This window comes from Cryobacterium aureum (assembly GCF_002954245.1).
In the GTDB taxonomy this organism is placed as follows: domain Bacteria; phylum Actinomycetota; class Actinomycetes; order Actinomycetales; family Microbacteriaceae; genus Cryobacterium; species Cryobacterium aureum.
Genome location: NZ_PPTG01000009.1, coordinates 37,656 through 58,438, shown reverse-complemented (window position 1 = coordinate 58,438; position 20,783 = coordinate 37,656). Strand labels below are relative to the sequence as shown.

18 protein-coding genes are annotated in these 20,783 nt (G+C 66.2%); 12 read left to right on the top strand and 6 right to left on the bottom strand.

The window, feature by feature from the left end; all coding sequences use genetic code 11:
• The first annotated feature begins 25 nt into the window (after nucleotides 1-25).
• From CJ028_RS03250 to holA, 5 genes are all read left to right on the top strand, one after another.
• Complete coding sequence (locus CJ028_RS03250; RefSeq protein WP_105033852.1) at nucleotides 26-1,504, top strand: anthranilate synthase component I family protein; 1,479 nt, start codon at nucleotides 26-28, stop codon at nucleotides 1,502-1,504.
• Nucleotides 1,505-1,598: 94 nt separating this feature from the next.
• A complete protein-coding gene (gene leuS / locus CJ028_RS03245; protein WP_439099022.1) occupies nucleotides 1,599-4,184 on the top strand; it encodes a leucine--tRNA ligase in 2,586 nt (861 codons plus the stop codon).
• Nucleotides 4,185-4,317: 133 nt separating this feature from the next.
• Complete coding sequence (locus CJ028_RS03240; RefSeq protein WP_105033850.1) at nucleotides 4,318-5,031, top strand: helix-hairpin-helix domain-containing protein; 714 nt, start codon at nucleotides 4,318-4,320, stop codon at nucleotides 5,029-5,031.
• Nucleotides 5,028-7,460 (top strand): ComEC/Rec2 family competence protein, encoded by a 2,433-nt coding sequence (locus tag CJ028_RS03235; protein WP_105033849.1) that lies wholly within the window; start codon nucleotides 5,028-5,030, stop codon nucleotides 7,458-7,460. Before CJ028_RS03240 ends, CJ028_RS03235 begins: the two co-directional genes overlap by 4 nt.
• A 38-nt stretch (nucleotides 7,461-7,498) precedes the next feature.
• Entirely contained in the window at nucleotides 7,499-8,554 is a 1,056-nt protein-coding gene (gene holA, locus CJ028_RS03230; protein WP_129590366.1) for a DNA polymerase III subunit delta, read from the top strand.
• A gap of 30 nt (nucleotides 8,555-8,584) precedes the next feature.
• Here holA and CJ028_RS03225 read toward each other — a convergent pair whose 3' ends face one another.
• The 4 genes from CJ028_RS03225 to CJ028_RS03210 form a co-directional block, all read right to left on the bottom strand.
• Nucleotides 8,585-9,214: a hypothetical protein gene (locus CJ028_RS03225; protein WP_105033848.1), complete on the bottom strand. Its 630-nt coding sequence runs from the start codon at nucleotides 9,212-9,214 to the stop codon at nucleotides 8,585-8,587.
• Nucleotides 9,215-9,451: 237 nt separating this feature from the next.
• Nucleotides 9,452-9,715, bottom strand: a complete 264-nt coding sequence (gene rpsT, locus CJ028_RS03220; protein WP_092339797.1) for a 30S ribosomal protein S20 — start codon at nucleotides 9,713-9,715, stop codon at nucleotides 9,452-9,454.
• A gap of 218 nt (nucleotides 9,716-9,933) precedes the next feature.
• On the bottom strand, nucleotides 9,934-10,962 hold the full coding sequence (locus tag CJ028_RS03215; protein ID WP_105033847.1) for a S66 family peptidase: 1,029 nt from the start codon (nucleotides 10,960-10,962) through the stop codon (nucleotides 9,934-9,936).
• A 60-nt stretch (nucleotides 10,963-11,022) separates the two neighbouring features.
• Nucleotides 11,023-11,751 (bottom strand): alpha/beta fold hydrolase, encoded by a 729-nt coding sequence (locus tag CJ028_RS03210; protein WP_105033846.1) that lies wholly within the window; start codon nucleotides 11,749-11,751, stop codon nucleotides 11,023-11,025.
• A 63-nt stretch (nucleotides 11,752-11,814) separates the two neighbouring features.
• Between CJ028_RS03210 and CJ028_RS03205 the strand changes: the two genes are divergently transcribed.
• From CJ028_RS03205 to hemW, 5 genes are all read left to right on the top strand, one after another.
• Nucleotides 11,815-13,038, top strand: coding sequence for an amidohydrolase (locus tag CJ028_RS03205; RefSeq protein WP_105033845.1), 1,224 nt, complete (start codon nucleotides 11,815-11,817; stop codon nucleotides 13,036-13,038).
• A gap of 81 nt (nucleotides 13,039-13,119) precedes the next feature.
• Complete coding sequence (locus CJ028_RS03200) at nucleotides 13,120-13,497, top strand: YciI family protein (protein ID WP_105033844.1); 378 nt, start codon at nucleotides 13,120-13,122, stop codon at nucleotides 13,495-13,497.
• 138 nt (nucleotides 13,498-13,635) lie between these two features.
• Nucleotides 13,636-15,486, top strand: coding sequence for a translation elongation factor 4 (lepA, locus tag CJ028_RS03195; RefSeq protein ID WP_105033843.1), 1,851 nt, complete (start codon nucleotides 13,636-13,638; stop codon nucleotides 15,484-15,486).
• A gap of 5 nt (nucleotides 15,487-15,491) precedes the next feature.
• Nucleotides 15,492-16,142, top strand: a complete 651-nt coding sequence (locus tag CJ028_RS03190; RefSeq protein ID WP_105033842.1) for a DUF1990 domain-containing protein — start codon at nucleotides 15,492-15,494, stop codon at nucleotides 16,140-16,142.
• A gap of 22 nt (nucleotides 16,143-16,164) precedes the next feature.
• Nucleotides 16,165-17,388, top strand: coding sequence for a radical SAM family heme chaperone HemW (gene hemW, locus CJ028_RS03185; RefSeq protein WP_105033841.1), 1,224 nt, complete (start codon nucleotides 16,165-16,167; stop codon nucleotides 17,386-17,388).
• A gap of 14 nt (nucleotides 17,389-17,402) precedes the next feature.
• Here hemW and CJ028_RS03180 read toward each other — a convergent pair whose 3' ends face one another.
• Complete coding sequence (locus CJ028_RS03180) at nucleotides 17,403-17,774, bottom strand: DUF4870 domain-containing protein (RefSeq protein WP_240607062.1); 372 nt, start codon at nucleotides 17,772-17,774, stop codon at nucleotides 17,403-17,405.
• A 91-nt stretch (nucleotides 17,775-17,865) separates the two neighbouring features.
• Nucleotides 17,866-18,348 carry a DUF4870 domain-containing protein gene (locus tag CJ028_RS03175; protein WP_105033840.1) on the bottom strand — a complete coding sequence of 161 codons (483 nt, stop codon included), beginning with the start codon at nucleotides 18,346-18,348 and terminating at the stop codon, nucleotides 17,866-17,868.
• 239 nt (nucleotides 18,349-18,587) lie between these two features.
• On the opposite strand from CJ028_RS03175, the gene hrcA reads away from it, so the two are divergent.
• Nucleotides 18,588-19,607: a heat-inducible transcriptional repressor HrcA gene (gene hrcA, locus CJ028_RS03170; protein WP_105033839.1), complete on the top strand. Its 1,020-nt coding sequence runs from the start codon at nucleotides 18,588-18,590 to the stop codon at nucleotides 19,605-19,607.
• 69 nt (nucleotides 19,608-19,676) lie between these two features.
• Nucleotides 19,677-20,783: a molecular chaperone DnaJ gene (gene dnaJ / locus CJ028_RS03165; RefSeq protein WP_105033838.1), complete on the top strand. Its 1,107-nt coding sequence runs from the start codon at nucleotides 19,677-19,679 to the stop codon at nucleotides 20,781-20,783.

The window sequence follows — 20,783 nt, the reverse complement described above, 5'->3', positions numbered from 1 at the left end:
CGCCGCGCAAAGCTAGGCTGTTCTGGTGACCGGCACCGTGCAGAGCAAACTCCTGACTGGCTGGACGGACCCCGCCACGGCATTCGCGGCCCTCTACTCCGACGCCCCCCACGCCTTCTGGCTCGATGCCGGCCCTGGCGCGCGCACCGGCGTCAGCTACCTCGGCGCAGCCTCGCCCCGCTCCCGATTCGTCACCGCGTCGGTGACCGAGGGAACAGTCACCTCCATTGTCCCAGCGGATGCTACGCCGCCGGTCGTCACCCAGGAGACCGTTTTCGAGTTCCTACGCCGCGACCTGGCCGGTGCCGAGACCTCGTCGAGAGCCAGTGCTGCTCCACCCGACGGGTTCGATCTGGGCTGGGTCGGCTGGCTCGGCTACGAACTCGGCGCGCACACCGTCGGTACGCCCATGCACGAATCGCGCTACCCGGATGCCGCCCTGCTGGAGATCGACCGGCTGATCCGGTTCGACCACGACGTGCGTACCGTGACGCTCGTGGCGAGCACGAGCACGAGCACGAGCACGAGCACGAGCACGAGCACGAGCACGGGCACGGGCAGGGGCGCGTCCGATTCGAGCGCGGTCGTGACCGAGTGGTTCGACCAGACCACCGCCGCACTGGCAGCGGCCCCGCGGGTACCGGCCCGCGCGGCCGCGCCGCGGGCATCCGCTTCACCGCGCTGGCGGCACGACGAAACCGAGTACGCCGCGCTGATCGAGACATGTTTGGCGGCCATCCACGACGGCGACGCCTATCAGTTGTGCCTGACCAATGAGATTCGGGTGCCGGGCCAGTGGCACCCAATCGACACCTACGGCGTGTTGCGCGCCGGCAGCCCCAGCCACCATGGTGGCATGCTGCGCTTTGGTGACGTGGCGCTGCTCAGTGCGAGCCCGGAGCAGTTTCTGCACGTGGGGCGCGATCGACGCGTGCGTACCAAGCCGATCAAGGGCACCAGTCCACGCTCGAACAAGCCCGCCGAAGACGAGCGCCTCAAAGTCGAACTGGCCAGCAGCGACAAGGAACGCGCTGAAAACCTGATGATCGTCGATCTCATGCGAAACGACCTCGGACGCATCGCCGAGCTCGGCACCGTGGCGGTGTCCAGCCTGCTCGCGGTGGAGAGCTACCCGCACGTGCACCAGCTGGTCAGTACCATCGAAGCGCTTCTGGCACCGGGCGTCACGGTGATCGACGCCATCGAAGCGTGTTTTCCGGCCGGCTCCATGACGGGCGCACCGAAGCGGAGCGCGATGACCATTCTGGACTCGCTGGAGACAGGGCCTCGGGGCGTCTATTCCGGGGCATTCGGCTACATCGGGCACGGCGGCGTCGCCGACCTGGCCATCGTTATCCGCAGTATCGTGCTCGATTCGCGTGGTGCCGGCATCGGCACGGGCGGCGGAATCACCGCCCTCTCCAACGCCGCTGACGAGATCGAAGAAACTCGAATCAAGGCGGCCGCGCTGCTCGCGAGCCTCGGCGTCGCCTGGCCCGAGTAATCTAGACCTTGTACACGTGCGCTTTGTCGCGCGTGCGCCCGAGCGAATGCTCCCGCATCGATCATGTTCAACCCCTGCAATGAATGAGAGTCACGTGGCACACGAGCACGAAAGCGTACGCATTGACGCGCGCGATGAGAGCGACGAAGAAGTGTACGACTTCGCGGCGATCCAGGCGAAGTGGCAACCCATCTGGGAGGAGCTGGCCCCGTTCACGACGAGCGGCGAGGGTGACACCCGCCCGCGCAAATTCGTGCTCGACATGTTCCCCTACCCCTCGGGCGACCTGCACATGGGCCACGCCGAGGTGTATGCGCTCGGCGACGTCGTAGCCCGCTACTGGCGCCACCAGGGCTTCAACGTGCTGCACCCGATCGGCTGGGACTCCTTCGGGCTGCCAGCCGAAAACGCCGCCATCAAGCGGGGCATCGACCCGCGCGGCTGGACCTACGACAACATCGCTCAGCAGAAGAAGAGCATGAAGCTCTACGCAACCAGTTTTGACTGGGACCGCGAACTGCACACGAGCGACCCCGAATATTACAAATGGACCCAGTGGCTGTTTCTGCAGCTGTACAAGAAGGGGCTCGCCTACCGTAAGGACAGCTGGGTCAACTGGGACCCGATCGACCAGACCGTGCTCGCCAACGAGCAGGTATTGGCCGACGGCACAAGCGACCGCAGCGGCGCCGTCGTGGTCAAGAAGAAACTCACCCAGTGGTATTTTAAGATCACCGACTACGCCGACCGCTTGCTGGACGACCTCAACCAGCTCGAGGGTACCTGGCCGGCCAAGGTGCTCAACATGCAGCGCAACTGGATCGGGCGCTCCATCGGAGCGGATGTCGACTTCCAGGTCGAGGACCGCACGGAGCGCATAACCGTGTTCACGACCCGTCCGGACACCCTGTTCGGCGCGACGTTCATGGTCGTCGCGCCAGATTCTGACCTCGCAGCTGAACTCGTCGCTGAGGCAACGCCCGAGGTGCAGGAGGCGTTCCAGGAATACCTCGTGCAGGTACAACGCAGCACCGAGATCGAGCGTCAGGCCACCGATAGGCCCAAGACCGGCGTGTTCATCGGTCGCTACGCGATCAACCCGGTCAACGGCGAACGCCTGCCCATCTGGGCCGCCGACTACGTACTCGCCGACTACGGCACCGGCGCGATCATGGCCGTGCCAGCCCACGACCAGCGCGACCTCGACTTCGCCCGCGCCTTCGACCTGCCCGTGCGGGTCGTCGTCGATACCAACTCCCCAGCCACCGGCATGATCCCGGTGATCACCCCGGGCATGCTCGACGGTACAGAAGAGCTGCCTGAGCTCGACCCGCTCAGCACCGGCATCGCGCTGGCTGGCGAGGGCCGCCTGATTAATTCGGGCCCCCTCAATGGTCTGAGCAAAATCACTGCCATCAAGCGCATCATCGAGCAACTGGCCGCCGACGGACTCGGCCGCTCCGCGAAGAACTATCGCCTGCGCGACTGGCTCGTCTCCCGCCAGCGTTACTGGGGCGCTCCAATCCCGATCATCCACGGCGCCGACGGCACCGAGATCCCGGTACCCGAAGACCAGCTGCCGGTGTTGCTGCCGCCCGCAGAGGGCCTCGACCTCAAGCCCAGGGGAACCTCTCCGCTCGGCGGAGCGACCGACTGGGTCAACGTACCGAACCCGATTGACGGCACTCCGGCGAGACGCGACGCCGACACCCTCGACACCTTCGTCGACAGCTCCTGGTACTTCCTGCGGTTCTTGAACCCGAAGGACGACACCAAGGCCTTCGACCCGAAGGAGGCCGAGAAGTGGGCGCCAGTCGACCAGTACGTCGGCGGTGTCGAGCACGCCATCCTGCACCTGCTCTACGCGCGCTTCATCACGAAGTTTCTGTTCGATGAGGGCTATGTGAGCTTCACCGAGCCCTTCACCGCGCTGCTCAACCAGGGAATGGTCATTCTCGACGGTGCCAAGATGAGCAAGAGCCGCGGCAACCTGGTCTACTTCACCGAGGAAATCGAACGCCATGGCGTCGATGCCGTACGCCTCACAATGGCCTTCGCCGGCCCGCCCGAAGACGACATTGACTGGGCTGACGTGTCCCCGGTCGGCTCGGCCAAGTTCCTCGCCCGCGCCTGGCGCGTCGCCCGCGACGTAACCAGCGCCCCCGACGTGGAGTGGAAGACCGGCGACCTCGCCCTGCGCCGCGTCACCCACCGCTTCCTCTCCGATGCGCCCGGCCTGGTCGAATCGTTCAAGTTCAACGTGGTCGTCGCTCGCCTGATGGAACTGGTCAACGCCACCCGCAAGGTCATCGATACCGGGGCCGGCCCGGCGGATGCCGCCGTGCGCGAAGCCGCCGAGGCCACCGCCATGGCACTGAACCTGTTCGCGCCCTACGCCGCTGAGGACATGTGGGCGCACCTCGGCTACGAGCCGTGCATCGCCCTCGTGCCGTGGCGCAAGGCCGAGCAGACCCTGCTCGTGCAGGAATCGGTGACGGCGGTCGTACAGGTGGACGGCAAGATGCGCACCCTGCTCGAAGTCTCGCCGAAAATCTCTAGCGAAGACCTCGAGAAGATGGCGAGGGACGCCGCCGCGGTCATCCGCTCGATCGGTGATCGCGAGATCGTCAAGGTGATCGTGCGGGTGCCGAAGCTGGTCTCGTTCGTCACGCGCCCGTAGCGCAGGAGAAGGCCCCGACCGATCCCGTGAGGGATCGGTCGGGGCCTTCTCCACAGGGCCACCCCTGGCCGGGCTGTGCACAGATCGGTTGACCGGCGGCAAGCGGATGCTCCGCGTGGCCTAGCCTGCCAGCATGCTGCCCGACCGTTCTCCCCTCGATCTGGAGCGCCTCGCTCCCACCGTCCGCGGTCGACCCCGCCTCCGCGTCGGCGTTGGCGCGGCCGTCGTGTTGTTGCTGCTCGCCCTCGTGGTGGCCGTCATCGTGTCGGCCATCGGCCAGCAGGCCGGTCAGCGCACGGTCGGCGCGGGATCGGTGTCGATACCGTCTGGTTCGACCTCAACCTTTCTGCCACTCGACGAGGGGGCGACTCCGGCGCCAGGCCAAGCAGACCAAAGCGCCATCATCTTCGTGCACATCCTCGGAGCCGTGGCCAAGCCCGGCCTGTTTCAGCTGCACGATGGTGCCAGGGTCATGGATGCGATTGCCGCTGCCGGTGGATTGACCGCCGAAGCCGATCCGGCCGGAGTGAACCTGGCCCGCATCGTGACCGATGGCGAGCAGTTCTACGTTCCCCGGCAGGGTGAGATTCCGCCGGCGCTCCCCGCAGTGGTCGGTGGAACTGGCGGTGGTACCGGAGGGAGCGGTGCTTCAGCGGCCAAGGTGAACCTCAACACGGCCACCGTGGCCGACTTGGATTCCCTGCCCCGCATCGGTCCCACCATGGCGCAGCGCATCATCGAGTACCGCACGAAGAACGGCCGGTTCACCAGCGTCGACGGGCTCCGTGACGTCACCGGGATCGGCGATAAAACCTTCGAGGCGCTCAAAGACCTCATTACGATATGAGCCTCGACCTGCGGCTGGCGGTTCCGGCCCTCGCCGTATGGCTGACGGCTGGCCTCCTGGTGGGAACTCCGGAGGCGGGCGGGGTTGTTGCCGTAGCGCTGTGGCTGATGGCCGGTGGCTGTACCGGTCTGCTGGTGGCGAGCCGGATGCCGCGGCGCGGCCAGTTGCCTGCGACGCCCCGCGGTGGACGGTGGCAGAAGTTCGGTGGCAGCGTGGTGCTCTGCTGTGCCGGAGCGGCGCTCGTGGCCACCGCAGTCGGAGTCTGGGCGCCGGTGCGACTGCCGTCCGAGGTGCGTGACGCTGCCGAAACGCACGCGCCGATCACGGCCACCATCACCGTCTGGTCGGTTCCGGTTCCGGCCAAGGCCTTCATCGGCAGCGGGCCCTCGGGGCGGGTGCGCTATAAGGCCACTCTCACGCAGCTCGAGCGCCGGGGCGAGACAGCGCAGCTCTCGAGCCCGGTCGTGGTGTTCGCCGCAGCGGCGCGGCGCGGCACCGAACCAGAAATCGGTTCCAGCCTCGTGGTGCGCGGCACGCTGCGCACGACCGAACCGGGAGATGCCACGGTCGCCCTGCTGTTTGTGAACGAAACGCCGCGTGATGTGGCCTCACCCCCGTGGTGGCTGCAGTGGGCCAACGACTTGCGGGCCCGGTTCAAGACGGCGGCGACGGGCCTCTCCGGCGACGGAGGAGACCTGCTGCCCGGTCTGGCCATCGGAGACACGAGCGCGGTCAGCCCCGGCCTTGATGCCGCGATGAAGACCAGCTCGCTCAGCCACCTGACCGCGGTGTCCGGAGCTAACTGTGCCATCGTCATCGCTTCGATCATGCTGCTTGGCGGCTATCTCCGGCTGCGTCGTTCGTGGCGCATCGCGCTCTCGCTGCTGACCCTGCTCGGCTTTACCGTTCTGGTCACGCCGGAGCCCAGCGTGTTGCGCTCGGCGGTCATGGCCACCGTCACCCTGGTCTCCATCGGTGCCGGCCGACCCGGTCGAGGCCTGCCAACCCTGTTGGTCGTTGTCATCGCCCTGTTGGTGAGTGATCCGTGGCTGGCCCGCAACTACGGTTTCGCACTTTCTGTGCTCGCGACGGCCGGGCTTTTGCTACTCGCCGGTCCCCTCGCACGCGTTCTGGCCCAGTGGATGCCGACCGCTCTCGCCGCGATGATCGCCATTCCACTGGCCGCCCAACTCGCGTGCCAACCCGTGCTGATCCTGCTGAACCCGAGTCTGCCGCTGTATGGGGTTCCCGCCAACATTCTCGCCGGTCCGGCCGCGCCAATCGCGACGGTGGTCGGGCTGATCGCCTGCCTGATGTTACCGCTCCTGCCGGGAGTGGCAGCAGGCCTGCTCGCCCTGGCCTGGCTACCGTCGGCCTGGATCGCCGCGGTCGCCCAGGCGGTGTCGACGCTGCCCGGTACCCGGTTGCCCTGGCCCGGCGGCGCCCCCGGCGTACTGCTGCTCGTGGCCGTTACGCTGCTCACCCTCGTGGTCGTGCTGCGTGGCCCGGCCGCCAGACCGGCCCGCTGGCCCGCAGCGGTGTTCGCCGTGCTGCTCATCGGCCTCGGCGGTTACGCGGGGTCGCTCATCGGAACCGGAATCGGCCGTGTCGTCTCCTTCCCGCCCGACTGGCAGATCGCCGCCTGCAACATCGGCCAGGGAGACGCCGTCGTCGTGCGCGACGGGGATCAGTACGGCCTCGTCGACGTCGGGCCAGACCCGACATTGCTCTCCGCCTGCCTCGCCACCCTCGGCATCACCCGCATCAACCTGCTCGTGCTCACCCACTACGACCTCGATCACATCGGTGGAGTCGACGCCGTGATCGGCCGGGTGGACGCCGCGCTGGTCGGCATGCCCGAAAACGCTCAGGATGCGAGCCTGCACGAGCGACTCGCCGCCGGCGGTGCCACCGTTCGGCAGGCGGCACGCGGCGATTCCGGAACGCTCGGCGGCCTCACCTGGAACATACTCTGGCCCATCCGGGGAGCGACGACGATGCAGGTGGGCAACCCGGGAAGTGTCACGATCCTGTTCGACGGACGGGGCATCCGTTCAATCTTTCTCGGCGACCTCGGTCAGGAGTCACAGGATGCCCTGCGTCGCGTATCACCGACCGGTCGGGTCGACGTGGTGAAGGTCGCACACCACGGCTCGGCCGATCAAAGCCCGGAACTATACGCAGAGCTGCGGGCGCGGGTGGGGCTGATCTCGGTAGGGGTGAAGAACACCTATGGACATCCGACCGCCAAGCTGCTGAATATTCTCGCTGCGGTGGGCACGTTGTCGGTACGCACCGACCGGGAGGGGATGGCCGTGGTCGCTCCGGGGCCGGGCGGCACGCTCGTGCTCTGGACGGAGAAAGTCGCCGACCGTGGTCCGCCGGCGATCCCGACGTCAACTGCTGGGAGCGTCGGTGGCGCGGGATAGGCTTGAGCGACAGCCGCACGAACCCCAAGGAGAGCGCTTTGGCCGCACGACCCGCCACGACCGGTTCCCGGGCCGGCAAGGCAGCCCCGGCCCGAACGAATAAGGGCACCGTCATTCCCCAGTTGGGCTGGCACCAAGTGCGTCCGGCGCCGATCGTGCTCGTCTCCGGAACCGAAACGTTCCTCGCTGAGCGGGCCATCCGCCAGCTGCGCGACTTTCTCAAACTGGAAGATCCCAGCCTGGAAATCAGCGACGTGCAGGCCGACAGCTATGCGCCCGGTGAGCTGCTCACCCTCGCGAGCCCGTCCCTGTTCGGCGAGCCCCGCCTGATTCGCGTCAGCAACGTCGAGAAATGCAGCGACACCTTTCTGGCCGAAGCACTCGACTACCTGGAGAACCCGGCCGAAGACACCTATGTCGTGCTACGGCACGGCGGGGGAGTGCGCGGCAAGAAGCTGCTCGACACCATTCGCAGCGGACTCGGCGGCGCAATCGAAATCGTCTGCCCCGAGCTGAAAAAAGACACCGAGAAATACGAGTTCGCCACCAACGAGTTCAAGGCGGCGGGCAAGCGCGTCACGGTCAGCGCCCTGCGCCAGCTCGTCGCGGCCTTCTCCGACAACCTGGCCGAACTCTCTGCTGCCTGCCAGCAGCTCATCTCGGATGCCACCAGCGAGGTCACCGAGACCACGGTCGACCGGTATTACGGCGGACGGGTCGAGACTAACGCGTTCAAGGTCGCCGACTGGGCCATTGCCGGCCGCAACGGGGAGGCGCTGATCACCCTGCGGCACGCGCTCAGCTCCGGGGCGGATCCGGTGCCGATCGTCGCGGCGTTCGCCATGAAGATTCGCACCATGGCCAAGGTGTTCGGGGCTAGGGGCGGGTCGGCCCAGCTCGGCGCTCAGTTCGGCCTCGCCCCGTGGCAGGTGGAACGCGCGCAAAAAGACCTGCGCGGCTGGAGCGACGAGGGCCTCGCTCGCTGCATCCTCATGCTGGCCGAAACGGATGCCGCGGTGAAGGGTGCCGGGCGCGACCCGGTCTTCGCCCTCGAACGTCTGATCGGCGTCATCGCCCGTCGCGGCGAGCAGTAAAGCCGGACGCCCGACGTCTGCTGCCGCCCGTCAGTGGTCGCCGGCGTCCGCGACCGTGATGGTGGATCGGTTCAGGTAGAGCCACACTCCATGCTGAAAACTCGGGTTGCCACAGACTCGGCTGGCCACCCACAGCGGTAGCAGGGTTGACGAACTCGCCAGATCGGTCGGCTTGACCAGCGCTTCGAACGAGGACGGCAGGTTCGGGCAGTATTCCAACTGCACCCGGCCGGTGATCTCGGAGAACTGCACCGAGACCGGCCGTTCGGCCGGCGGTGCCAGAACGCGCAGCGCTCCGAGTCCGGCAATCGCCAGCACTGCGGCGATAGCGAACAGCGCTCCGAACCCCGACAGCGATCGGATACGACGAAGGGTTCGCGTCGACCGGTCAGCCTCCGGATCGGCGATGGTCGAGGGCGCGGCGGCCACCGCTGCCGAGAGGTAGAACGTGATTCCAATGAGTAGAAGTACGATCGAGGCCAGCGCGAGCAGTAGTTGATTACGCGCTGCGCCGGAAACCCCGTCGCCCGTGTTGAACGCCAGCCACACGGCAACGGCGAGGGCGGCGGTGCTGAGCAGCGCGGCAAGAAAACGAGCGTGCGCGCGTCGATGCGGGCTGCTGCTGTCGGAGATGGCACTGGAAGGTGGGGTGCTCTTCACCGCGTCAGTCTAGTGGGGTCGCGCGCCGTGTCACGCCACCGCGAATGGGACAATTCGGGGCCGCACGAACGAACAGCCGTCGCCGGTCGGGTCCGGATGGGCACGGGTGGAACCAGCCTGGCTTGGAGAATGCAGAAAGCCCCCGCCGTGATGGCGAGGGCAATCTGCGCGACGAGGGGCGACATCCGCTCTTGCGAGCCGACGCGGTTACCGACGCGCGGGTGGAGCCAGAACGGATCAGACGAGTGCGGAAACAGCCTTCGCGATGGCCGACTTCTTGTTCGCAGCCTGGTTCTGGTGGATGACACCCTTGCTGACGGCCTTGTCGAGCTTCTTGGAAGCAAAGGCGAGACCGACGACGGCCTTGTCCTTGTCGCCAGCGGCAATCGCGGTGCGAGTCGCGCGAATCGCGGACTTGAACTCGCTCTTGACGGCCTTGTTGCGCTCCTGGGCCTTCTTGTTGGTGCCAATTCGCTTGATCTGCGACTTGATATTTGCCACGTTTTTTACGCTTTCGTTAGATTTTGTATGGACAGCCGCTCAGCGGGTAGAGGGCGCTCGAACGACGAAAATCGTGCGGGGTGGGACCCAACACGCAAGCCAACCAGTAACGCTACCAGCAATCGCCCCGACCCCCAAACCGGCTGCGCTTCGTTGAGCGGATGCCGGAGCCCCACCCAACGCCGCGCGTCCACCGGCGGTCACGCGGGAAGCGGACGCTACCGCAACGTTTGCTGCAGATACTGCTCAGACTCCGTGAACACCAGCCGGCCCAGTGCACCGTTGACGATGGGTAGTTGCGGCGGAACATGCCCGCACTCGACGTTTCCGATGATGGGCACAGCGAGCGTACCCAGGGCGTCCAGCACGGCCTCCGACTGCGTCAACGTGGGGGAGTCCTTCGCTCCGGTTCGGCCCACGAGCACGGCGGCCGCTCCGTCGAAGAAGCCGGCCAGGCGCATCCCGTGCAGATAGCGGCAGATATCGGTCGCCTCGTCCCCGGCGGCCTCGATGTAGACGAGGGTGGCGGCATCCGTTTCATCGCGCAGGCGGCTGGTGTCGGCGTAGCGCGTTCCGGCGAGGTTGGCCATCGTCTCGATACAGCCGCCGATCAATCGTCCGGTGGCGTCCACTGGCCTGGTGCCATCGTCCAAACGCTTCCACGCACCGTGTCCGTTCCAGGAGTGCTCGGTGACGTCGGGGTGGGCCGACCAGTCGTCCCAGTCATTCAGGCGGTGCACATCCGGAGACGATTGGCGAAAGGACGCGCCAGCGGGCTGCTGCGCGATCTCGAGCCAGTGCACCAGGGACGCAGGTGTGGCATACGGCGTATCCATGAGGTTGCTGCCGTGAATTGTTGCCATTCCGGTGAGGAGCGTGATCGGAGTGAGCAGCGTGGAGATGTCGGAATAGCCGACAATCCAGGTCGGATCAGCGGCGACGATGGCGTCGAAATCCAGATGCGCGATGAGATCGATCGCCGTCTCGCCGCCCCACGGCGGCACGATAGCGCGCACGCGCGGATCCAGGAGCATGTGCGTGAACTCGGCGGCGCGCTGTTGCACCGGCGCACTGATGTGGGTCGCGCCGTCCATGCATTTTCCGACTTCAACCGTGAATCCCTGGTCTTTCAACCCCTCGATCGCGAAGTCCAGCCGCGCCCGATGCCGCTCGGTGACACCGCTCGAGGGCGAGGTCACTCCGATCAGGTCGCCAGCAACGAGTGGTCGGGGATAGCGGATGTCCATCACTCGATAGTCGCAGGTCGGCCTGCCACAAGTCCACCTCTGCGAGCGGATGCCGCAGCCTCAGCTCGCCCGCGACACCTGCTCGGCGACCCGAAGCAGGATCGCCGTGAACCGCTCGGGCTGGGCCAGGCTCGACAGGTGCGTCGCCCCCGGCACGACGACGACCTCGCCGTTGCGGCAGGCCGCGAGAAAACGCCGCTCATTCAGCCGAAAATGATCGAGCGCTCCATTGACCAACCAGATCGGCCCCGGATATGCCGCCAGGCTGGCCAGGGGAGTCAGCGTCGAGGTCGCGCGCAGCCCGGCATCCATCACGTCGAGTGCCGCGCCGCCGGCGAGCACATCGCGGGCGCCCGCCGCAGGCAGAAGCCGGCGCGCCATGGTCTCGTGCAGCCATAATCCACGATCGGGCAGGCGGTGGATCACCCGCGCCAGCAGTCGATACCCCTCCAGCAGCACGCCCTTCGGAACGGCGCTGCAGCCGGCGGCGACGAGTCCGGCCACCCGGTCTGGATGCCGGGCGGCGTAGGCCACGGCGTAGTAACCGCCCAGCGAGAGGCCTACGAGTAGCACCCGGCCGCCGAGGGCGTCCACTCCGTCGTCGATGGCGGCGAGCGCGGCCGACACCGTGAACGGCTCCTTCAGGCGTTGCCCGTGACCGGGGAGGTCGATCGCCAGCACGTGATACCCGGCGGCCCGCAGCTTCTGCTCCTGAAAACGCCACATCGTCGCCGACGCCCGAATGCCGTGCACGAGCAGAACCGGCACACGGGCCGCGGGAGTCTCCATGCCGTGAGCCTAGCCAGCCGCGGCGGGAACGCCCCGATCAGGCACCCTGTTTAGGGTAGAACCATGCCGACTCCACCCACGTCCACCCTGACCGCCATCATCAACGCCCACGTCGTACCCGTATTCGGCGACACCATCCCGAACGGCATGGTGCTGCTCGAAAGCGGCAAGATCAGCGCGATCGGCGCCGACCTGACCGTTCCGCCCGAAGCGCGCATCATTGATGCGACCGGCAAGTGGGTGCTTCCCGGCTTCATCGAAGCGCACGGGCACGTGGGCATCCACGAAGAGGCAAACGGATGGGCCGGCAACGACACCAACGAAATGACCGGCCCGAATATGGCCGCGGTTCGCGCCATCGACGCCATCAACATCGACGACGAGGGTTTTCGCGATGCGCTCTCCGGCGGAGTCACCACGATCGTGGTCAAGCCCGGCTCCGGCAACCCGATCGGCGGCCAGTCCGTCGCGATCAAGAGCTGGGGCGGGCGCACCATCGACGAGCAGGTCATCAGCGACTCGGTGAGCATCAAGAGCGCGCTCGGCGAGAACCCGAAGCGGGTCTACGGGGACAAGTTGCAGACCCCCAGCACCCGTCTCGGCGTGAGCCTGGTTATTCGCCAGGCCTTCGTCGATGCGCAGAACTACGTCGAGGCCCGCGATGCTGCAGCCGAGAAGGGCGACACCTTTACCCGCGACCTCGGTAAGGAAGCCCTCGCGCGGGTGCTCTCCGGCGAGCTGGTCTGGGACCAACACGTGCACCGCCACGACGACATGGCCACGGCCATCCGTTTGGCCGAAGAATTCGGCTATCGCCTCGTGATCAATCACGGCACCGAGGGCCACAAGCTCGCCGACGTGCTCGCCGAGAAGAACATTCCGGTCATCTTCGGACCGATGCTCACCGCGCGCACCAAGGTGGAACTGCGCGATCGCGCCATCGGAAACCTCGCCGTACTCGCCGCCGCCGGAGTGCGTGTCGCTATCACGACCGACCACCCCGTCGTTCCGGTGAACTTTCTCGTGCACCAGGCCTCCCTTGCCGTCAAGGAGGGGCTGCCGGTGCAGACAGCGCTCGAGGCCCTCACTGTCAACCCGGCCGTCATCCTCGGGCTGGACAGCAGGGTCGGCTCCCTGAGCGTGGGCCTCGACGCCGACATCGTCATCTGGTCTGGCGACCCGCTCGACCTCGGTTCGCGCGCCGAACTGGTACTCATCGACGGCGTCGAGGTGTACCGCTACAGCGACGGTTTCGGCCAGGTCGTCGAGCGCGCACACCGCTCCTGAGTTCTTTCGCCCGGGTGTCGATCCCGCCCTGTCTCGATCGTCATGTCGGTGTCATTATCAAGTAGCGGAAGGGATACCACCATGCAGTACTCATTGCTCGTCATGACCCGGGAAGCCGGCGACGCCGAGGTTGACGAAGCGGCCAGGGAGTGGGGGCGTAAGGCATTCGACGCCTACGCGAAATCACTCGATGCCGCTGGCGTGCTGGTCTCCGCCGACATTCTGCAGGAGGTCGCCGTCGCGACCACCATCTCCGTACGGGACGGCGAACTCAAAGTGCAGAACGGCCCGTTCGCCGTCGCCTTGGAACGCCTCAACGGCACCTTCGTGTTCGAGGTGCCCGACCTCGACGCCGCCATCAGCTGGGCGAGGCAGTGCCCCGCTGCCCTGTATGGCGCCGTCGAGATTCGCCCGTCGGCGGTCAACTTCCGGGACGGAGAATGGCGGGCCCCGGCCTGACCAGCAAAACGGATGCCCGGGCGTGGGCCGAGCAGGTGGCCCGCGCTCCGTCGGAGCTCCGCGCCGAGCCTATGACGGCCACGATGCGAACCTGCCCGGACGGTACAACCCGGCCGAGCATGGAAGAATGGACGAACTATGTCACCGAGAGCCCTTCACGCGCTGGAACCGGCCGCCACCGCCCCCGAGTTCATCCGCAACTTCTGCATCATTGCCCACATCGACCACGGCAAGTCGACGCTCGCCGACCGGATGCTGCAGATCACCGGCGTCGTCGACGAACGGTCCATGCGGGCCCAGTACCTGGACCGCATGGACATCGAGCGTGAACGCGGCATCACCATCAAAAGCCAGGCCGTGCGCATGCCGTGGGAGCTGGACGGCGTCACCTACGCGCTGAACATGATCGACACCCCCGGGCACGTCGACTTCACCTACGAGGTCTCCCGCAGCCTCGCCGCTTGCGAGGGCGCCATTTTGCTGGTCGACGCGGCCCAGGGCATCGAAGCCCAGACCCTCGCGAACCTCTACCTCGCCCTCGAAAACGACCTCACGATCATTCCGGTGCTCAACAAGATCGACCTGCCGGCCGCCGACCCCGAGAAGTACGCCCGCGAACTGGCGAGCCTCATCGGCGGCCGCCCCGAAGATGTGCTGCGCGTCTCCGGCAAGACCGGTGCCGGGGTGCAGGAGCTGCTCGACCTCGCCACGACGATGATCCCGGCCCCGAAGGGCAACCCGGATGCCGCCGCCCGCGCGATGATCTTCGACTCGGTCTACGACAGCTACCGCGGCGTCGTCACCTACGTGCGCATGATCGACGGGCACTTGAAGGCCCACGAAAAAATCCAGATGATGTCGACCAAGGCGACCCACGAGATCCTCGAGATCGGTGTCATCTCACCGGAACCGGTGGAGAGCAAGGGCCTCAAGGTCGGCGAAGTCGGTTACCTGATCACCGGCGTGAAAGACGTGCGCCAGTCCAAGGTCGGCGACACCATCACGACCGCCGTACGCCCCGCCACCGACGCCCTGCCCGGCTACGACGAACCCCAGCCCATGGTCTTCTCCGGCCTGTACCCGATCGACGGCAGCGACTACCCGGCGCTGCGCGAGGCGCTGGACAAACTCAAGCTGTCTGACGCCAGTCTCGGCTACGAGCCGGAGACATCCGTCGCCCTCGGTTTCGGTTTTCGCTGCGGCTTCCTCGGTCTGCTGCACCTCGAGATCATCACCGAACGCCTCGAACGTGAATTCAACATCGACCTCATCACGACCGCGCCGAGCGTGCCATACGAGGTCACCACCGACGACAAGCGCACCATCACGGTCACCAATCCGAGCGAATATCCCACCGGCAAGATCGCCAAGGTACTCGAACCCATGGTGAAGGCCGCCATCCTCGCGCCGAAAGACTACGTCGGCGTCATCATGGAGCTCTGCCAGAGCCGCCGCGGCACCCTGCTCGGCATGGAATACCTCGGCGAAGACCGGGTCGAGATTCGTTACTCGATGCCGCTCGGCGAGATCGTGTTCGACTTCTTCGACATGCTCAAGGGCCGCACCGCCGGCTATGCCTCGCTCGACTACGAGCCCTCCGGCGAGCAGGAAGCCGACCTGGTCAAGGTCGACATTCTGTTGCAGGGCGAGCAGGTCGATGCGTTTTCCGCCATCGTGCACCGCGACAAGGCCTATGCCTACGGCGCGCTGATGACCGGGCGCCTGCGCAAACTGATTCCGCGCCAGCAGTTCGAGGTGCCCATCCAGGCCGCGATCGGCGCCCACATCATCGCCCGCGAGAGCATCTCGGCGATGCGTAAAGACGTGCTCGCCAAGTGCTACGGCGGTGACATCTCGCGCAAGCGTAAGCTGCTCGAGAAGCAGAAAGAAGGCAAGAAGCGCATGAAGATGGTCGGCCGGGTCGAGGTGCCACAGGAGGCGTTCATCGCAGCGCTGTCGGGGGACATCGAGACGAAAGACAAGAAGTAAAGCGGATGCGCAGGGCCACCTTCACCGATGCCGCCGTCAGCTACGCTGCCATCGGCGGCACGCTCGCGCCCGACCTGATGAGCTATCCGCCCAAGGGCTACCGCCCGATGGAGCAGAGCGTGAAGCTCGGCAGCTCCCAGGAACGATTTGAAGCCGCGACCAAGCTGCTGATGACCTGGGGAATCCAGCGTGGCAGCGGCATGGAGGTGACCGACCTCGAAAACGGCACCGGCGTGCAGTACACGCCGGTGACCTTCCAACCCGACGGCACCCCGGCGGCCGGCCAGCAGCATCCGGTCAACGAGGCGACCTTTGCCGATGACGGCACCCCGTACATCGCCAACGGCATGACGGCGACGCTCAGGATGCGGGTCGGGCCGATCGGCGTGACCGCGCCGGTACGCGTCGTCTATGTGATCGACGAGGTCTCCCGCATCGGGTTCGCCTATGGCACCATGGCTGGCCACCCGGAAAGCGGCGAGGAATCCTTCATCGTCGAACGCCGAGATGATGACTCGGTCTGGCTGACCATCCGCTCCTTCTCGCGGGCCAGCACCTGGTATTACCGCCTGGCCTGGCCGGTGCTGCGCTTTCAGCAGGCAAAATTCACCAAGCGGTACCTGCGGGCTTTGCACCCCGTCGGCGCGATTAAATAACAAACGTACTGGAGCACTACCCATGGCCGGACCCCACCCCGTCGGCGACCCCGCACCCGACGACGGCCTCCTTCCCGCGTCGGCGGCCGTTGACTCCGCCAGTCGCGATTTCGGCGTCTACCTGCACGTGCCGTTCTGCCGGGTGCGCTGCGGCTACTGCGACTTCAATACCTACACGGCTACGGAACTGCGCGGCGTCAAGCAGAGCGATTACGCCAGCCAAGCCGTGCTCGAAGTTGAGGCGGCCGGCCGCATCCTCACCGCATCGGGCGTTCCTGAACGCTCCGTTGCCACCGTGTTCTTCGGGGGAGGGACCCCCACGCTGCTGCCGGTGACCGACCTCGCGAAGATGCTCAGCGCCGTGCGCGACCAGTGGGGCCTTGAGAGCGGCGCCGAAGTCACCACCGAAGCCAACCCTGACTCGGTCGATGCTGCCTATCTCGGCGCCCTCGCCGATGCCGGATTCACCCGGGTCTCGTTCGGAATGCAGTCAGCGGTGCCGCACGTGCTTGCCACCCTCGAACGCACCCACGACCCCGAGCGGGTGCCGCTGGTCGTGGAATGGGCCCGCGCCGCCGGGCTCGATGTGAGCCTCGACCTCATCTACGGCACACCGGGGGAGTCGCTCGCCGACTGGCGCGCCAGCCTGGAGCAGGCCCTCAGCCTGCAGCCAGACCACCTGAGTGCCTATTCGCTCATCGTCGAAGACGGCACCAAGCTGGCTCGGCAGATTCGTCGCGGCGAGATCGCCCCGACCGACGACGACCAGCAGGCCGACTTCTACGAACTGGCCGACGAACTGCTCGCCGCCGCCGGGTATGAGTGGTACGAGGTCAGCAACTGGGCCACGAGCAACGCACACCGTTCCCGTCACAACCTCGCCTACTGGACCGGCCAGGACTGGTGGGGCGTCGGCCCGGGCGCGCACAGCCACGTCGGCGGTGTTCGCTGGTGGAACGTCAAGCATCCGGCGGCCTATTCCGAGCGGATGCTCGGCGGCCGCTCCCCGGCGGCCGGTCGCGAAACGCTCGACGCGCCCACCCGTGAGCTCGAGCGTATCCTGTTGCAGAGCCGCATCCGCACCGGAATTCCGGTCGCGTCGCTGTCGGCGACGGGCCGGATCGAAGTAGCCGGACTCATCGCCGACGAACTCATCAACGCCAAAGCCGCCCTCGCCGGGACCATCGAACTGACCCTGCGCGGACGGCTGCTGGCCGACGCCGTGGTGCGGCGGCTGACCGACTAAAGCTGAGCGTCTAGCTAGCTGACGAACTTGATCGTGAGCGGGTAGCTGTAGCCCTCGCCACGGTTGGCCGCCAGCGCCGCCAGAATCATGAACACGAGAGCGACGATCGCCAGCGGTGCATACAGAATGCTGCCGAAACCGAGCGTGACGATGGTGATGGGAATCAGCACGGCCGCATAGATATACAGCGAGATCTGAAAGTTCAGCGCGGTCGCGGTGTGCGCGCGAATGAACGGTCCGCGATCTCGCAGCACGAGGTAGCCGATGAGTGCCGGCACAAAACTGAAGATGATCCCGCCGATGTGAATCAGCGTCGCCCACAACTTCTCGTCGGCCGGGCTCATCGGGGTGGCTGGGGTGGACTGGTACGGATTCTGCTCAGACATGCGGGCCTCCTGCTGTACGGCCGGTCACTGGCACGGCGGTGCCAGTGACCTCCAGACTAATCGTCCCGCCGCCTAATTGAGCGGCTCCGCACTACTTGATCAGGCGCAGCGCGAACGGGTACCGGTAGTTCTGGCCGTCCTTGGCCTTCACAAACCCGAGAATCGACAAGATCACCCCGGCCAACCAGACCAGCCAGCCCAGGCCGGCGAGCAGTCCGCCGATTCCGAAGGTGACCAGGGCGAGGAATGTCGACACCACGATGATCGCGACATAAGCGATCAGCAGGGTGATCTGAAAGTTCAGTGCCTCCTTCGCCTCGGTGTTGGTGAACCGCCCGCGGTCCTTGAAAACCAGCCAGATGATCAGCGACGGCAGAATGCTCAGGATGCCGCCGAGGTGCGCTAGCGAAGCCCACTGGCGATCATCGGCTTCCGAGAGCGGGGCCGCCACGACCGGGGTGGCGTAGGGACTCGCGCCGGGCTGGCTGTTCGGCGGTTGGCCATACTGTGGCTGGCCGACGTTGGGCTCACGGTAGTTGGAATCACCGGGAGGTTGCGCCTGTGGATCGCTCATAATCGTGCCTTTCGCTCAAAGAGGTGGGAGCGTATAGCGGTAATTAAACGCTCACTTCGGGGTACTGGCAATGGGTGTACTCAGCCGGAACCCGGGCGGTCGCGATAGGATTAGCAGTCAGTGGATGCGAGTGCCAACGACGTGCGGGCAAACCTGCGTTCCAGCGTGCCCACCGGGACGCGAGGCGAGCGGCATCCGCTCGCCGAAGCTGTACCTCAAGAATCAGGAAGGCGGGCGCAATGGTTTCCGACCGTGGCCTCGATGTGTTGCGCGTGATTGTGCAGGACTACGTTGCCTCTCGCGAACCCGTCGGCTCCAAATCCATCGTGGACCGGCACTCCTTCGGCGTCTCAGCCGCCACCATTCGCAATGACATGGCCCTGCTCGAAGAAGAAGAACTGATCGCGGCGCCGCACACCTCCTCCGGTCGTATTCCCACCGACAAGGGCTACCGCGTTTTCGTCGACCACCTCGCCGACCTGCGCCCGCTCACGCCGGCCCAACGCCAGGCCATCGAGACGTTCCTCGGCCACTCCGCTGACCTCGACGAGGTGCTCGTGCGCAGCGTGCGGCTGCTCTCACAGCTCACCCACCAGGTCGCGCTCGTGCAGTACCCCTCGTTGTCGCGGGCCAAGGTGCGGCACATCGAGTTCGTGCCGCTGACCGAGACCCGCATTCTGTCGGTGCTGATCACCGATTCCGGCGGCGTGGAACAGCGCGTGATCGACCTGCCGCGTGCGCTCGACGAGCAGACGCTCGGCGAGGTGCGCGCCCGTCTCAATGTCGCCGTCGTCGGGCTCGGCATGGCCGAGGCATCCGCTGCCCTCACCGGGAGTGTCTGGCCTGGGTCGCCAGCGCTGCAGCCGATCGTGGATCTCATTACGAGCACCCTCGCCGACCAGGTTGGTTCCAACCGGCAGGACAAGCTGGTCATGGCCGGCGCGGCGAACCTGGTGCGTACCGAGGAGGACTTCTCCGGCAGCATCTATCCGGTGCTCGAGGCCATCGAAGAGCAGGTGGTGCTCTTGCGCCTGTTCGGCGAGATGGAGACCGACCAGCACGGCGTGTCGGTGAGTATCGGCCGCGAGAATGCGGCCTTCGGCCTGCCAGAGGCGAGCGTGCTGACCAGTGGCTACACGGCCAACGGCAACCTGGCCCGCCTCGGCGTGCTCGGGCCGACCCGCATGGACTATTCCAACAACATGGCGGCGGTGCGCGCCGTCGCCCGCTACCTTTCTCGCCTGCTCGGCGAGACCTAAGACTTTCGCCGCCCGCGCGGCATTGACCACTAATCAGATTAATCATAGAAAACTCAAGGAGAGCCACCTTTGGCTGACCACTACGAAGCGCTGGGCGTTGACCGCGACGCAACCACAGATCAAATCAAGAAGGCGTACCGTCGCCTGGCCCGCGAACTGCACCCCGACGTGAACCCCGGCGCGGAGGCGTCGGAACGGTTCAAGAGCATCACCCACGCCTACGACGTGCTCAGTGACGCCAAACAGCGCCAGAAGTACGACCAGGGCGGCGGTCAGAACGGCGGCTTCGACGGGCAGAACTTCGGCAACTTCGGCGACATCTTCGAGACCTTCTTCGGTGGGGGAGGCGGCAGCAGCCGCGGCCCGCGCTCCCGCCGCGAACGCGGCCAGGACGCCCTGATTCGGGTCGAACTCGACCTCGACGAGGTCATTTTCGGCACGCACCGCGACCTCGAGGTCGACACCGCGATCGTCTGCGACACCTGTAAGGGATCCTGCTGCGCCCCCGGCACGTCACCGATCACCTGCGACATTTGCCACGGAACCGGCAGTATCCAGCGGGCCGTGCGTTCCCTGCTCGGCAACGTCATGACGTCGAGCCCGTGCGGTTCCTGCCGCGGCTACGGCACCATCATCGCTACCCCGTGCATGACCTGCTCCGGCCAGGGCCGCGTTCGCGCCCGCCGCACGGTTCCGGTCGACATCCCGGCCGGCGTCGACACCGGCCTGCGCCTGCAGATGCCTGGCAGCGGCGAGGCCGGCCCGGCCGCCGGCCCGAACGGTGACCTCTACCTCGAGATGAAGGTTCGCCATCACGACGTGTTCAGCCGAGACGGTGACGACCTGATGTGCGCGCTCGATGTGCCGATGACCAGTGCCATTCTCGGCACGAGCGTCACAGTGAAGGCCCTCGACGGTGACATCGAGGTGGAGATTCGCCCCGGTTCGCAGAGCTCAGAGGTGCTCACCATCAAGGACCGCGGTATCACCAAGCTGCGCGGCAGCGGTCGTGGCGACCTCAAGATTGGCATTCACGTTCTCACGCCAACCAAACTCGACCACAAGGAACGCGACCTGATCGAACAGTTCGCCGCCCGGTATTCGGCCCCCGCACCCACCCTGAGCCAGTACCAGCAGGGTTTGTTCGCCAAGCTGCGCGACCGATTCCTCGGCTAA

Excerpts from the sequence above, each read along its gene's own strand:
- CJ028_RS03210 (WP_105033846.1), bottom strand. The coding sequence starts at position 11,751 with ATGGAGACTCCCGCGGCCCGTGTGCCGGTTCTGCTCGTGCACGGCATT.
- CJ028_RS03240 (WP_105033850.1), top strand. The coding sequence starts at position 4,318 with ATGCTGCCCGACCGTTCTCCCCTCGATCTGGAGCGCCTCGCTCCCACC.
- CJ028_RS03200 (WP_105033844.1), top strand. The coding sequence starts at position 13,120 with ATGCAGTACTCATTGCTCGTCATGACCCGGGAAGCCGGCGACGCCGAG.
- lepA (WP_105033843.1), top strand. The coding sequence starts at position 13,636 with ATGTCACCGAGAGCCCTTCACGCGCTGGAACCGGCCGCCACCGCCCCC.
- CJ028_RS03215 (WP_105033847.1), bottom strand. The coding sequence starts at position 10,962 with ATGGACATCCGCTATCCCCGACCACTCGTTGCTGGCGACCTGATCGGA.
- hemW (WP_105033841.1), top strand. The coding sequence starts at position 16,165 with ATGGCCGGACCCCACCCCGTCGGCGACCCCGCACCCGACGACGGCCTC.
- CJ028_RS03175 (WP_105033840.1), bottom strand. The coding sequence starts at position 18,348 with ATGAGCGATCCACAGGCGCAACCTCCCGGTGATTCCAACTACCGTGAG.
- CJ028_RS03235 (WP_105033849.1), top strand. The coding sequence starts at position 5,028 with ATGAGCCTCGACCTGCGGCTGGCGGTTCCGGCCCTCGCCGTATGGCTG.
- CJ028_RS03205 (WP_105033845.1), top strand. The coding sequence starts at position 11,815 with ATGCCGACTCCACCCACGTCCACCCTGACCGCCATCATCAACGCCCAC.
- CJ028_RS03180 (WP_240607062.1), bottom strand. The coding sequence starts at position 17,774 with ATGTCTGAGCAGAATCCGTACCAGTCCACCCCAGCCACCCCGATGAGC.
- CJ028_RS03190 (WP_105033842.1), top strand. The coding sequence starts at position 15,492 with ATGCGCAGGGCCACCTTCACCGATGCCGCCGTCAGCTACGCTGCCATC.
- hrcA (WP_105033839.1), top strand. The coding sequence starts at position 18,588 with ATGGTTTCCGACCGTGGCCTCGATGTGTTGCGCGTGATTGTGCAGGAC.